Origin of the sequence: Pelosinus baikalensis, from assembly GCF_020819555.1 — a bacterium.
GTDB classification, from domain to species: domain Bacteria; phylum Bacillota; class Negativicutes; order DSM-13327; family DSM-13327; genus Pelosinus; species Pelosinus baikalensis.
The window spans coordinates 110,492-124,919 of sequence record NZ_JAJHJB010000003.1 but is presented as its reverse complement, the minus strand read 5'-3'; the positions used below and the strand labels follow the sequence as shown (position 1 = coordinate 124,919).

Genomic DNA, 14,428 nt, shown 5'->3' with positions numbered 1-14,428 from the left:
GCCCCCTAGTTTTTATTTATTTATATTATAACGATAATGTATACTGTCTTAGCATATGTAAAGCGGCTTGTGATATACGATATTTAATGTCAGTACGCTGACCATTAAATGTATGATGTTGGCATTGTATACCAGCAGGACCATCAATTGCAATAAATACCGTACCAACAGGTTTTGTTGGAGTAGCGCCAGTTGGGCCAGCTATGCCGGTAATCCCTAATCCAATACTAGCAGCAAATTTTTTACGAATGCCAGCAGCCATAAGACATGCTGTCTCTTGGCTTACCGCACCAAGTTCAGTAATAATTTGCGGTGTTACATCAACAAAATCAGTTTTAATTCGATTGGTGTAACAAACTATAGAACCTATAAGGTAATCTGAACTACCAGAAATGTCGGTAATGCGACTGGTAACCAGCCCGCCTGTACATGATTCGGCTAATGCAACAGTTAACTGTTTCTTAGTTAAAATTTCCCCAATATTTGCTTCGAGAGTATCATTATCTAGACCCCAAATGTAATCGGCAATGTTTTGCCTAAGTTGTTTTTCTAATTTATCAATTAATTTTTGGGCTTCATTTTTGCTAGCGCCTTTAGCAGTAAGGCGAACAATAATTTCACCTTGTCTTGCCAACAATGCAATTGTTGGATTAGACTGGGATAAAATAAATCCTTTGATTTTTTCTTCTAGCGAGGATTCACCTATTCCATAAGTATGTAATACTCTAGATACAATTGCCCCTTGTGAATTAAAATGACTTTTAAGATATGGAACCACTGCTTGTTCAAACATAGATTTTAATTCGTGAGGAGGTCCAGGTAAATGAATAATTATTTTATTATTATGTTCTACGATCACACCAGGAGCTGTGCCATTTTCATTTTTTAATACAAGAGCTCCTTTCGGAATCATAGCTTGTCGCAAGTTACTTTCAGTCATAGAACGGTTACGTTTGGCAAGAAGATCTGTCATGTGAGCTACACTTTCTTCATGTAAAAATAGAGGTCGATTTAATAGGTTTGCAGTTACTTCTTTTGTAATGTCGCCCTGAGTAGGTCCTAAGCCACCAGAGGTTATAATGATATCTGATCGTTCTAACGCATTATTGAAAACCTGTGTCATGCGTACTCTGTTGTCACCAACAGTAGAATGATATAAAACATCAAATCCTAATTCATTAAGTTTTTCTGATAAAAAAGGTGCATTGGTATTTATAATCTGACCCAAAAGTAGTTCTGTACCAGTAGCCACTATTTCTACGATCATACAAAATCACTCCCTAGACATTGAATAGTGTATAGTAATTATTTTAAACAAATATTTCTAAATTATTATTCTTTAGCAGGCATCTTTATAATTTTTCTGCAACAACATCATAGGTAAATCCTTGAACAATTCTTGCTTTAATGACATCTCCTGGTTTACATTCCATTGCTTTTTCAACATAAATTTGTCCATCTACATCAGGTGCTTCACGATAGGAGCGCCCAGAGACAACAATCTCTGACTCGTTGGTATTAACTTGTTCGATTAATACATCCAAAACTGTACCTTCTAATTCCTGATTAAGCTGTTCAGATATTTGACATTGCAATGTCATAAGGCTATGATAACGCTCTTGCTTAATCTCATCAGAGAGCTGTTGAGGAAGATTTGCTGCAATGGTATCGTCTTCTTGTGAATAGGTGAAGACTCCTACTCTATCAAATTTCTGTTCCATTATAAATTGTTTCAAATCTTCGAAATGTTCTTCTGTTTCACCTGGAAAACCTACAATAAAAGATGTGCGAATCGTAATACCAGGAATCCTTGCACGTAAAGTGGTTAAAAGATTTTCTATATCTTTACGACCATCTTGCCGCAACATTGCTTTTAAAATATCATCATTAGCATGCTGTAAAGGCAAGTCAATGTATTTGCAAATTTTTGATTCAGTGGCGATTAACTCAATTAGTTCATTTGAAAAATATTTAGGATAGCAATATAATAATCGTACCCACATAAGTCCATCAATTTTAACTAACTCTTTTAAAAGATCAGTCAATTTGGGTGATTCATATAAATCACGCCCATAGCTAGTTGTATCTTGTGCAATCAAATTGATTTCTTTAACACCAGTAGCTACAAGGTTTTTCACTTCAGCTATAATTGATTCCATTGTTCTGCTGCGGAAAGAACCTCTTACCTTAGGAATAACACAGTAAGAACAACAGTTACTACATCCTTCAGCAATCTTAACATAAGCGCTATAGAATGGTGTTGTGCTTATGCGTGGCATGGTTTCATCATAAAGTGTATCTGTTTCTCCTACCAATAATACACGTTTATGATCAACAAGAATATCATTGATAGCTTCAATAATGCGATGCCAAGCTCCTGTTCCAACAATGGCATCAACCTCTGGCAGTTCATCTAGCAACTCTTGTTGATAGCGCTGACCAAGGCATCCAGCCACAATTAAACATTTACAATTACCATGTTTTTTATAATCAGCCATTTGAAGAATAGTGGATATCGATTCTTCTTTTGCTGAATCGATAAAACTACATGTATTGATGATAAGAATATCAGCTTCATGGGGATTATCAGTTATTTTAATATCATTGGTGGCTAATAGTCCTAGCATAACTTCTGTGTCTACCAGATTTTTAGCACATCCCAGGCTTATAAACCCGGCTTTTAACATGAATGTTCCTCCTAGATTATAGATAAGATTTTTATTTTGGAGCGAGCCGCACTGTAGTTACCCATTTATCAAGTAGTTGACTTTTTTGTTCAATTGAAAAGGTTTCTTTTTTATCCAAAAGCCTAATGTGTTTTGTGTCGTAATATTTATAAATGAGTGTTTCTGGATTTGTAGGAATCAAATAAAAACTGCTTGTATACAAAATACTGTGGGCAGCATCTTGTAGCAACCAATCCATAAATTGCTTAGCTTCTGTTTCATTTTTTGCGCCTGTAACTAATGCAGATCCAGTTAATATAAAAGAGGTACCATCTTCCGGATATAATAATGTTATAGGAAATTTGTCATTCATATAACGTATTGTTTCGCTCTGAGTCGCAATGGCAATATCTACCTCACCCATTCCAGCCATGCGTACAGGGGTAGATAGAAATTTAGCATATTGAACAATTTGGGGATGAAGCTTTTTTAGATAAGAAAATGCTTCAGACTCTCCAGTTGCAGATACTAAAGTATAAAATAAATTAGCAGAAGCTTCTGCTGCTAAGAAATCAGTTATACCAATACGATATTTACTATCTTGAGTGAGATCACTCCACTTACTCGGTACTTTAGGAAGGGTATTTAAGAAATCACGATTCGCTGCAAAAACCATAGGATCATACCAGATACCTGTCCAATAACCGTTTTCTTCCTTAAATCGTTCTGGTATAATATCTGTTTGTTCAGAAGCATATGGTTTTAGTACATTTATTTTTTGGATCTGTTCTAAAAGTGCACTGTTGGCAATTATAATGTCAGCATTAGGCGCAGCCATTTCTACTCTAATCTTTGTTAGTAAATTTGCTTCTGAAAGAGGCACAAGGTTTACACGTACTTTTTGCGTTTTTTCATATTCCTGAGCTAATATTGATAATTGCTCTATTGGCAACGTAGTATAAACATTAATACTTTTAATATTATTCTCAGGGTTTTGTTCATCAGCATAACCTTGGAGGGATGTACTCCCAGTGACTATAGTAACTAGTACAAAGAAGGAGATTAATAAAATTGGCAGATAACGACGCATATTCTACCTCCAGTACAAATTAGACCAATAATACTATACCTCTTATTGGTTCGGTATGCAAGTCAAATTTCTATAAAGTGTAAACAAAACATATTGTAATGCTATTTTAAGTCGTTTACATTTCTTCTGTCTTAGTATTATCTGAAAATAATGGACTTATGTGAGCAGGGATGAATGAAAGAAAAGTAGAAGCAGCTATAACAAATTATAGTTGCCTCTACTCGCATTACGAGCGACTCCTAGAATGTTTCTTAGCGTTATTCTTAAGCTGTGTAGTGGTTTTTTTGTGTATGTTTCTACTACTATTATTTTTACTTGTGGTAGTACTATGTTGTTTATGATTTGCATTGTGTGGTGGACGAATGAGGCACTTCGGTCCATAGCCAATAAGATCCTGACGATTAGCCTTCGTCAGTGCTTCGTATACTAAATAATAATTTTTAGGATCACGGTATTGCATTAACCCTCGTTGCATTTTCTTTTCATGTATATCTTTAGCTACATACACTTTTTCATTTGTAAATGGGTTGATACCGGTATAGTAAATACAAGTAGATAAGCTGCCTGGAGTTGGAATAAAATCTTGTACTTGTTCTGGTCGATAATTCAGATCGCGGATGAACTCTGCTAATTCAATCGCTTCTTTAAGCCCAGATCCAGGATGGCTAGACATAAAGTAAGGAACTAGGTATTGTTCTTTTCCTATTCTTTCATTTACACGCTTATAAGCCTGCATGAATTTTAAATAAACATCTTTTCCTGATTTTCCCATTAAATTAGTAACTTTAGGCGAAATGTGCTCTGGTGCTACTTTAAGTTGACCACTAATATGATGCTCACATAGTTCACGTAAAAATTCTTCGTTGCTCGGATCTGCCATTAAATAATCGTAACGTAGTCCAGAACGAATAAAAACTTTTTTTACACCTGGCAAAGCTCGTAATGTGCGTAATAATGTTAAGTAATCAGTATGGTTCGTCATTAATTCTTTGCAAGGGGTTGGAGCTAAGCATTGCTTCGCTTTACAAGTACCGCGCTCAGATTGTTTTTGACAGGATTGTATGCGAAAGTTAGCAGTAGGACCACCGATATCGTGAATATAACCTTTAAAATCAGGCATAGCAATGATTATCTTAGCTTCATTTAAAATAGATTCGTGACTCCTGCTTTGAATAATACGTCCTTGATGAGAAACAATTGCACAAAATGAACACCCGCCAAAACAGCCACGATGGCTGACCAAACTAAATTTTACTTCTTGAATTGCTGGCACTCCACCAGATTTTTCGTAAATTGGATGATAGGTGCGTTGATAAGGAAGATCATAGATCTCATCCATCTCTTCTGTAGTTAGCGGCAAAGCAGGCGCATTTTGTACGATAGAAAATTCACCATGATTCTGTACAATCGTTTTACCGCGGATAGCATCCTGCTCTTGGTATTGAATTTTGAATGCCTGGCTAAAGGCTTGTTTGTTTGTATTTACATCATCGTAGCCAGGAGTTTCAATATAATTCCATAAATGTTCAATGGAATCAGTCTTATAACAAGTACCCTGTACGTTACGAATATCGGAGATCTTGAATCCTTGTTGTAATTGCTCAGCAATTTCTTTTAATTGTTTTTCACCCATACCATATATTAAAATGTCAGCTCTGCTATCAATTAAAATAGAGCGCCGTATACTATTTGACCAGTAATCATAATGAGCAAATCTCCTGAGACTTGCTTCAATGCCTCCAATAATAATCGGTATGTCTTTCCAGACTTCCCGAATTCGGTTGCAATAAACAATGGTGGCCCTGTCAGGACGGCAACCTGCTTTTCCACCAGGTGAATAATTATCTGTACTACGAAATTTTTTGGCAGCAGTAAATTTATTCAACATCGAATCCAAATTTCCAGCGGATACTAATACGCCTAAACGAGGTTTTCCCATTTTTTTAAAATCTAATGTTGAACGCCAGTCTGGTTGAGAGATAATACCCACCCGATATCCATATTTTTCTAATAAACGGCAAAGAATGGCAGGTCCGAAACTGGGGTGATCTATATAAGCATCACCGCTAACAAATAAAAAATCTAGTCGATCCCATCCTCGTTTAATCATATCTTCTTTAGAAATTGGTAAAAAGTCATTTTTCATAATTATATTTCCCCTATGCATAATCATCACACACTCTAGAGAAAGAATGTATAATTGAAGAATATTCTTGTATTATTTTCAAAACGGAAAAAATAATGCATAACGTAAAATAAGAAAAGACTTGGCTCATGCCAAGCTTTCAAATTAAACAACAACGTTAGTCTTTTCTTCAGTATAGTTGTAAAATGCGTTTATCTATTGGCGGCAAATGTTTTGACAAGTACTTCACCTTTTGTTCCCAGCTTCCCCAACGATTGTCCATTATATACTATATCAATTCCACCAGCATTACCAGCTTTTATTGTAATATTTTTTTCTGCTTCCCAAGTAAGCGCTTCACCAGCTTGTGGAGTTCCCTCATAAATTATTTTATTATCAGCAGTCACTGATGTCCAGCACTGATCAGTATATTTTGCAATAATAACTACTGGTTTTATTGAAGCTGGAGTAGGAGGAATCGCTACCTGCTCTTTTATTTCTTGGCTTGGTATTATTGGAGAAGGTTGTTGCATCTGCTTGTCTATCTTAGGTTCTTGCGATGAACTTGAACTATTTTGAAGCCACCATGCACCACCAGCTACACATATTGCCACTGCACCAATTGCCAACCATTTACTAGAATGAGTTGTATTCGGCTTTTTCATTGGTTTTTCTTTTAGAGGTGCATCCATTTTATTCATTTCTTCAGCTACTGTTGTAGGATTTTGAGATTGACGATATAAATCAACAATTTGTTGACCATCCAGACCTAAAAAGTTAGCATAATTACGAATAAATCCTTTTAGGTATACTTCACCTGGTATAATATCATAATTACCTTCCTCAATAGCTGTTATATATACAGTCCTTATACTGGTGGCAATTTCAATTTCTTTAACCGATAGTCCTTTTTTTTCCCGCTCACTACGCAAAATTTCACCAATTGTTTGCACTCAAGATACCTCCTTTTACTTCTCTATGTAGTTAATAAATTTAAGAATTTTAGTTTTAATTAGCTATAGACTTAGAATTTTTATGTTAGTATTCTCAGTTCCAGACTTCTCCACCTTAACAATAGATATATTTTACCATTTATATGAGTATTTTTCAAAGTTTCTTTTTATTTTGCGTAAATAGTCAAAAATAAAAAGAATTTTAGATATTAAATGATAGAATTTTGTGTTTTTATGTCAGCATAAGGTACGTTTTGTTGTATTGAATATAGAGCAGAAAAGACCGCCAAGGTTAAGGTATCTTGTAGCGGTCTTTTGTACTACGTTATTTTAAATATAAAGTTTTATAAAATGGGCTTATATGTTAAAATCTTTCCTGGTTGTATGTCTGGATGTAGGTAATCTTGGGGGTTTGTTGTTAATAAGCGGCTGACCTTACATTGAGTAGGACCTATTTTCTCGACTAGTAACTTTATGTTATTGCATTGGATTTCTTCATAAAGAGGTGGGCTATCTAGAAAGTTATTTGTACTAAAAACTAATTCTTCTGGTAATATACTCCAGAAAGTCATTGCTTCAACCCCTTAGTTTCTTTTTGTATTTTAATTAATTCATTTAGTTTTGTTTGTGCATGGGATAATCCTCCTATTTCGTTGATGATACCATACGATACAGCGTCTCTACCAATGACGGATGTTCCAATATCACGAGATAGCTCCCCTGTTTTAAATAGCAGCTCTTTCCACTTTCTTTCAGAAACATTAGAATGATCTACAACAAACTTATTAACCCTATCTTGCATTTTTTCTAGATAATCAAAAGAACTAGGGGCACCGATAACCAATCCTGTAAGCCGTATGGGATGAATTGTCATAGTAGCACTTTCTACAATATAAGAATAAGTTGCAGATACGGCAATCGGCACACCAATACTATGCCCACCACCAAGTACGATAGAAACAGAAGGTTTGGACATACTAGCGATCATTTCTGCGATTGCTAATCCTGCTTCTACATCACCACCAACTGTATTTAAAAGCAGCAATAAGCCTTCAATATCAGAATTTTGTTCAATGGCTACTAGCTGGGGCATAATATGTTCATATTTAGTAGTTTTGTTTTGTGGTGGTAATATCATATGTCCTTCTACTTGTCCGATAATTGTCATGACATGTATGTTGGTTTTAGCTGTAGGAATTTCAGTAGCACCTAATTCTTGAATATTATCTACGGTGTCAGTTTTTCGAGCTGTCACCGTTTTTTTTGTGTGCTCAATTGGTGGTTTAGGGTTTTCCGGATTTATTCCAGGTGGCTCTATAGTTGGGTTATCATTTTCTAACATTGTATTACCTCCAATATAGTACTTTTTATTCTTTATAGTATTAGCTATGTATAAACTTTCATACAGCTTTACACAAAAAATGGTTTATGCTATTGTAAAATCAGCATAAACCATTCTTGATAATAACAAATTATATTTTTAGACTTCCATAATAATTGGTAATATCATAGGACGACGACGTGTTTTTTCATATAAATATTTACCCAATGTATCACGAACGCTTGATTTAATCATAGCCCATTCGGTAACATTGTTCGATTCGCATTTATCCAGTGTTTGTCTTACTTTGTTCTTAGCTTCATCCATTAATTGCTCGGATTCCCTCACATAAACAAAACCACGAGATACAATATCGGGACCTGCGACAACACAGCCGCCTTGCTTGTCCATTGTAATAACAACAATCAAAATCCCCTCTTGGGAAAGCTGTCGGCGATCTCGTAGTACAATATTGCCGACATCGCCAACACCTAATCCATCAATTAACACAATGCCAGAAGATACTTTTCCTGTAACACTGCCTTTTTCAGAAGTAAACTCTAGTACCTGCCCATTCTCAGCAATGAAAATATGATCTTTAGCCATGCCAAGCTCTTGGGCTAACTTTGAATGCTTAACTAAATGACGATATTCACCATGTACTGGAATGAAAAATTTAGGACGAATTAAATTGTGCATCATTTTTAATTCTTCCTGGCTAGCGTGTCCTGAAACATGAATACCAGAAGTTCTCTCATAAAGCACTTCTGCACCCTGCCGTAATAAATAGTCAATAGTACGAGATACTAACTTTTCATTACCCGGAATTGGCGTGGCAGAAATAATAATGGTGTCACCAGGTACGATATCAACTTTACGATGGTCAGACATTGCCATTCTAGTTAATGCTGACATAGGTTCACCTTGACTGCCGGTTGTGATGATAACCACGCCTGATGCTGGATAATTATTAATTTGATCAATATCAATGAGTACACCTTCTGGAATATTAAGATAGCCTAATTCGGATGAAATCGTAACCACATTAATCATACTACGCCCCAAGACTGCTACCTTACGATTATATTTACAGGCAGTATCAATAGCTTGTTGCACGCGATGTACATTGGAAGAAAAACTCGCAATGATGATTCGTCCATTAGCACTATAGAACATCTCATCAAATGTAACGCCAACTGATTTTTCACTCATCGTATATCCTGGGTGCTCAGCATTCGTACTGTCTGCAAGCATAACGAGTACTCCCTGATCACCCAATTCTGCCAATTTATGAAAATCCGTAACCTTACCATCAACTGGAGTTTGGTCAAATTTAAAATCTCCAGTATGTACAATCGTACCAACGGGAGTTTTAATGGAAAGGGCTACAGCATCTGCAATACTGTGACTAATGCGAATAAAACCAATTTTAAAAGGTCCAACTTCAATTTGGTCACCTGCTTTGACAGAAATTAAATTAGTTAATGGAACATTATTTTCTTTTAATCTGCCTTCAAGTATTCCCAATGTTAGCCTTGTACCGTAGACAGGTACGTTAAGTTGCTTCAGAACATATGGTAATGCACCAATATGATCTTCATGGCCATGAGTAAGTATTATCCCCCGTACTAAATCGCGATTTTCTAGTAGATACGATATATCTGGAATCACTAAGTCAATTCCGAGCATATCATCTTCCGGAAACATTAGACCAGCATCAATGACAATAATATCGTCTCCATAACGAACTACAGTCATGTTCTTGCCAATTTCTCCCAATCCGCCTAAAGGGATAATTTGAATTTTTTGTTGTGTTTTTACCAAAAAAAATCACACCTCCAGTTATTTTTATAAAGCAAGAAAAACAAACCATTATTTCTAGGTATTTGCCGTTCATTAGAAAATGAGCTAAAAACCGGCCCGTTCATTCACTTATTGTAATTATAGCTTATTTTAAAGTGCATTTGCAATATACGATGCTTCTTTTGAAGGTATTATATGTAGGATTCTCTTGATAAAAGATAAGAACCTCACCCAAAAAATGAATGAGGTTCTTATCCTTATATACGATTTATTTTATGCAGATAGTTTTTTATTTGTTCTAATTCATTACTTGTCGGTGGTATTAAAGGCAGCCTAAAAGTACCGCCATTTTGCCCAATTAGATTTACGGCTGTTTTTACTGGTATTGGATTGGTTGTAATAAACATCAGTCTAAAAAATGGTATTAACTCGGATTGTATGGCTTGAGCTTTAGCAATATTATTACTAACAAAAGCTGTAATCATTTCTTGCATACGATTTCCTACAATATGAGCTGCCACACTAATAATACCAACGCCACCGACAGATAGAATTGGTAATGTAAGGCTATCATCACCACTGTATACCATAAACTCATTAGGAGTCGTTCGAACAATTTCTGCAACTTGCTCAAGATTTCCGCTGGCTTCTTTAACAGCAACAATGTTTTTAAGTTCTGCTAAACGCGCTATCGTTCCAGGTAAAATATTAGAACTAGTGCGTCCAGGAACATTATATATGATTAGCGGTAAACTAGTACTGTCAGCAATGGTTTTGAAATGTTGATAAAACCCTTCTTGCGGCGGTTTATTGTAGTAGGGACCTACGAGCATAGTGCCATGTACACCTAATTTCTCTGCTTCTTGCGTTAACTTTACGGAAGCCATAGTATCGTTTGAACCAGTACCAGCAATCACGGTAGCTTTATCACCAACAGCATCAAGTACCGTGGAAAATAGTTTGAGCTTTTCCTCTTTATCTAATGTTGCTGATTCACCAGTGCTACCAGCAACTACTAAACCATCTGAACCATTTGCAACTAAATATTTTGCAAGGGTGGCTGCCGCATCATAATTGACGCTAAAATCATCATTAAATGGGGTTACCATGGCTGTTAAAATCCGTCCAAAAGTCTTCATAGTAATCTTTTTCTCCTTATTAACATGATAAATTAAACTTTTCATGTAATGCTGTAACGGCTGATTGTACAAATGATTTCTTTATTAAAACGGAGATTGATGTATGAGAGTCTACTGTTTGTAATATTGGGATGTCATTCAGAGACAGGGCCTCTATAAAACTAGCCATCACACCTGGGACACCATTAATTCCCCCACCTACAACTGAAACTTTAGCACAGTCAAGAGTTGTGTGCACATCGCAACCAAATTCTTGAAGTTGAGCAGTTGCTTTATCTGCAAGATCTTCTGCTATTGTAAACATGATTTGCCCAGGATGAACATTAATCAAATCTACACTGATTCCATTGTCCGCCATAGATTTGAAGATATTAAAGCTTGCAATATTATTTAAAGAATCATGTAAATTAATTTTGATTTGGGCAATATTAGATATAAAGGTTACACCTGTAGCAACACGATCAGCAACATATGTGTCAGCTGTATCTTCGTTAGTAATGCTAGTTATAAGTGTACCAGGTTCATTGGAAAATGTTGACTTTACCACTAGAGGAATACTTTTCTGCATAGCAATTTCTACAGCGCGAGGATGAATAACTTTAGCACCTTGGTGAGCTAATTGACAGACTTCTCCATAGGTAATACAGTCGAGAATTTTTGCTGTACTTACAATTCTAGGATCGGCAGTCATAATACCATCTACATCTGTATAAATCTCTATCAATTCAGCATCGAGAGCAGATCCCAAAGCAGCCGCAGTAGTGTCACTACCTCCACGACCTAATGTAGTAAATTCATCATCAATAGTGATACCTTGAAAACCGCATACTACAGGAATTTTACCCATCTTAATTAAGTTGCATATGCGAGAAGGATCTACTTTTAAAATACGAGCGTTATTGAAATTATTATCAGTTATAATGCCAGCTTGCCCACCTGTAAGCATAATAGCATCAAGTCCAGCAGCTTGTAGTGTGCCAGTCATAATAACGGCGGAGATCATTTCGCCACAGTATAAGATCTGATCAAGTTCGCGGCTAGCTATATCCTTATATGCTTTTCGTGCTAATTCAATAAAAGTATCGGTTGCATAGCATTCTCCTTTGCGTCCCATAGCAGAGACGACAACGACAGGACTCAATTCGTTAGTAACAGCAGCTTTTATTTTTTCTACTACTAACTTTCTAGCCTCAGGAGTTGCAACTGATGTACCACCAAATTTTTGAACTATTATCCCCATTGTTTACACCTCAAATTAAGTTATGCTCAATCATATACTCGGCAATTTGTAAAGCATTTAAAGCAGCACCTTTACGTATTTGATCGCCGACAACCCATAAATTAAGGGCATTTTGAATGGAATTATCTTTTCTAATTCTACCAACAAAGACTTCATTTTGGTTTGAAGTGAATAATGGCATTGGATACAACATTTCTGCAGGATTATCTTGTAAAATGACCCCGGGGAATGCAGCCAAAAGTTCTTTTGCTTGATCAACTGAGACTTCTTTTTCAAATTCTATATTTATTGACTCTGAATGGCTACGATAAATAGGCACTCTTACAGTAGTTGCTGTAATTCCCATTGTATAATCATTGAATATTTTATGTGTTTCATGTACCATTTTCATTTCTTCTTTTGTGTAATCACCTTCCACAAATACATCAATGTGTGGAATGACATTAAAGGCAATCTGGTAATGTTTTGGTAAGCTGGAACTTGGTAAAATATTGGCTTCTACAGGACGATTTTCAACAATCGCTTGCACCTGGTTATCTAATTCATCAATAGCTTCTTTACCAGCACCAGAGACTGCTTGATATGTGGATACCACTACTCGCTTAATTTTTGCCTGATCATATAGTGGTTTTAAAGCCATTGCCATAATAATGGTAGAACAATTTGGATTTGCAATAATTCCTTTATGCTGTTGTATAGCTTCTGGATTCACTTCTGGCACAACTAATGGTACTGTAGGATCCATTCTAAAAGCGCTGGAATTATCAATGACTACTGCACCATATTTTACTGCAGCAGGTGCAAACTTTGTGCTGGCAGATCCACCAGCAAATAGAGCGATGTCTATATTCTTAAAAGAGTCGTCAGTAGCTTCTTCTACAGTGAAATCTTTTCCCATAAAGTTAATAATTTTACCGGCCGACCGTTTGGAGGCAAGCAGTTTTAAATTGTCATATGGGAAATTACGCTCTTCGATTAAATCCAAAAACTCCTGACCAACTGCTCCAGTAGCTCCGAGTATTGCTACATTATATTTTTTCATATATATCGCTCCCTTTTGTTTTCTCATAAGATTCTATATACTTAATTATATTCATATTTTTTACTATAATTCTTGCTTAGAATGCTTAATTTAGTGCAAAAAATGCTATTAATTTAATAATTATTATACTATTATTTGGGGCTATTCATATTTCATAAGCTATATTTTAAGGATACAAGGGATTATTTCAAAATTTCTTCAAGTCCTAAGACGAGACCATTTGCATTAAGTACGTGTTTGCACGCTAGTAAAACTCCTGGCATAAACGACTCTCGTGATATAGAATCATGGCGAATCGTTAAGGTCTGGCCAAGTCCACCAAAAATAACTTCTTGATGAGCTACGTAGCCAGGAAGACGAACGCTATGCATTCTGATACCTGAGAAGTCCCCACCACGTGCGCCAGCGAGCTTTTCAAACTCATCAGGGTGTCCTTGGTGTAAGAAACCGCGCTTTTTAGCTATTAGCTCTGCAGTATGCAAGGCAGTTCCAGATGGTGCGTCAAGTTTTTGATCATGATGTAATTCAATAATTTCCACATGCGGGAAAAATTTGGCGGCATCTTGTGCCAGCTTCATCATTAAGATCGCCCCAATTGAAAAATTCGGAGAAATTAATGCATTTACTTTAGTTTCTATGCATAATTTTCTAATCTCTTCTATATTTTCTTCTGATAAACCAGTAGTTCCCACAACAGGACAGATTCCATTATTAATGGCGATGTGGATATTATTTAATACTACTTCTGGCCTTGTGAAATCAACCATTACTTGTGGTTTTGTTTCGTTAATAACGGTTTGCAAATCATTACCTACGAAAATACCCGTTTTTCCTGCGCCGATTAAATCACCAATATCAGCAAAGTCAGATTTAGTATCCACAGCACCTACGATACTTAATTGAGTATCGTTATGTATGGCTTTGAGTACTTCACGCCCCATTTTACCGTAAGCTCCGCAAACTATCACTTTAATCATCTTGTGCACCTCCTAATAGTAGCAATGTATTCATTCAAAGTGTTGAATGTTAATAATGAAGACAAAAATAAT

At 35.9% G+C, this 14,428-nt stretch carries 12 protein-coding genes; all 12 read right to left on the bottom strand.

Annotated features, from left to right (window positions below; all coding sequences use genetic code 11):
- Positions 1-25: 25 nt before the first annotated feature.
- Positions 26-1,267 carry a competence/damage-inducible protein A gene (locus LMF89_RS03610; RefSeq protein WP_007956450.1) on the bottom strand — a complete coding sequence of 414 codons (1,242 nt, stop codon included), beginning with the start codon at positions 1,265-1,267 and terminating at the stop codon, positions 26-28.
- An 85-nt stretch (positions 1,268-1,352) separates the two neighbouring features.
- A complete protein-coding gene (gene rimO, locus LMF89_RS03605; protein ID WP_229533918.1) occupies positions 1,353-2,687 on the bottom strand; it encodes a 30S ribosomal protein S12 methylthiotransferase RimO in 1,335 nt (444 codons plus the stop codon).
- A 31-nt stretch (positions 2,688-2,718) separates the two neighbouring features.
- Positions 2,719-3,756 (bottom strand): extracellular solute-binding protein, encoded by a 1,038-nt coding sequence (locus LMF89_RS03600; RefSeq protein ID WP_229533917.1) that lies wholly within the window; start codon positions 3,754-3,756, stop codon positions 2,719-2,721.
- A gap of 226 nt (positions 3,757-3,982) precedes the next feature.
- Positions 3,983-5,902: a YgiQ family radical SAM protein gene (locus LMF89_RS03595; RefSeq protein WP_229533916.1), complete on the bottom strand. Its 1,920-nt coding sequence runs from the start codon at positions 5,900-5,902 to the stop codon at positions 3,983-3,985.
- Positions 5,903-6,093: 191 nt separating this feature from the next.
- Positions 6,094-6,834 (bottom strand): helix-turn-helix domain-containing protein, encoded by a 741-nt coding sequence (locus tag LMF89_RS03590; RefSeq protein WP_229533915.1) that lies wholly within the window; start codon positions 6,832-6,834, stop codon positions 6,094-6,096.
- A 344-nt stretch (positions 6,835-7,178) separates the two neighbouring features.
- A complete protein-coding gene (locus tag LMF89_RS03585) occupies positions 7,179-7,406 on the bottom strand; it encodes a YlzJ-like family protein (RefSeq protein WP_229533914.1) in 228 nt (75 codons plus the stop codon).
- Positions 7,403-8,176: a ClpP family protease gene (locus tag LMF89_RS03580; RefSeq protein WP_007934257.1), complete on the bottom strand. Its 774-nt coding sequence runs from the start codon at positions 8,174-8,176 to the stop codon at positions 7,403-7,405. The genes LMF89_RS03585 and LMF89_RS03580 overlap by 4 nt, the downstream gene beginning before the upstream one ends.
- Positions 8,177-8,314: 138 nt before the next feature.
- Positions 8,315-9,979: a ribonuclease J gene (locus LMF89_RS03575; RefSeq protein WP_007956434.1), complete on the bottom strand. Its 1,665-nt coding sequence runs from the start codon at positions 9,977-9,979 to the stop codon at positions 8,315-8,317.
- A 236-nt stretch (positions 9,980-10,215) separates the two neighbouring features.
- Positions 10,216-11,097, bottom strand: coding sequence for a 4-hydroxy-tetrahydrodipicolinate synthase (gene dapA / locus LMF89_RS03570; RefSeq protein ID WP_229533913.1), 882 nt, complete (start codon positions 11,095-11,097; stop codon positions 10,216-10,218).
- A gap of 19 nt (positions 11,098-11,116) precedes the next feature.
- Positions 11,117-12,337, bottom strand: coding sequence for an aspartate kinase (gene dapG / locus LMF89_RS03565; protein WP_229533912.1), 1,221 nt, complete (start codon positions 12,335-12,337; stop codon positions 11,117-11,119).
- 10 nt (positions 12,338-12,347) lie between these two features.
- A complete protein-coding gene (locus LMF89_RS03560) occupies positions 12,348-13,379 on the bottom strand; it encodes an aspartate-semialdehyde dehydrogenase (protein ID WP_229533911.1) in 1,032 nt (343 codons plus the stop codon).
- 182 nt (positions 13,380-13,561) lie between these two features.
- Complete coding sequence (dapB, locus tag LMF89_RS03555; RefSeq protein WP_007956425.1) at positions 13,562-14,356, bottom strand: 4-hydroxy-tetrahydrodipicolinate reductase; 795 nt, start codon at positions 14,354-14,356, stop codon at positions 13,562-13,564.
- Positions 14,357-14,428: the final 72 nt, after the last annotated feature.

Excerpts from the sequence above, each read along its gene's own strand:
- LMF89_RS03610 (WP_007956450.1), bottom strand. The coding sequence starts at position 1,267 with ATGATCGTAGAAATAGTGGCTACTGGTACAGAACTACTTTTGGGTCAG.
- rimO (WP_229533918.1), bottom strand. The coding sequence starts at position 2,687 with ATGTTAAAAGCCGGGTTTATAAGCCTGGGATGTGCTAAAAATCTGGTA.
- LMF89_RS03600 (WP_229533917.1), bottom strand. The coding sequence starts at position 3,756 with ATGCGTCGTTATCTGCCAATTTTATTAATCTCCTTCTTTGTACTAGTT.
- LMF89_RS03595 (WP_229533916.1), bottom strand. The coding sequence starts at position 5,902 with ATGAAAAATGACTTTTTACCAATTTCTAAAGAAGATATGATTAAACGA.
- LMF89_RS03585 (WP_229533914.1), bottom strand. The coding sequence starts at position 7,406 with ATGACTTTCTGGAGTATATTACCAGAAGAATTAGTTTTTAGTACAAAT.
- LMF89_RS03580 (WP_007934257.1), bottom strand. The coding sequence starts at position 8,176 with ATGTTAGAAAATGATAACCCAACTATAGAGCCACCTGGAATAAATCCG.
- dapA (WP_229533913.1), bottom strand. The coding sequence starts at position 11,097 with ATGAAGACTTTTGGACGGATTTTAACAGCCATGGTAACCCCATTTAAT.
- dapG (WP_229533912.1), bottom strand. The coding sequence starts at position 12,337 with ATGGGGATAATAGTTCAAAAATTTGGTGGTACATCAGTTGCAACTCCT.
- LMF89_RS03560 (WP_229533911.1), bottom strand. The coding sequence starts at position 13,379 with ATGAAAAAATATAATGTAGCAATACTCGGAGCTACTGGAGCAGTTGGT.
- dapB (WP_007956425.1), bottom strand. The coding sequence starts at position 14,356 with ATGATTAAAGTGATAGTTTGCGGAGCTTACGGTAAAATGGGGCGTGAA.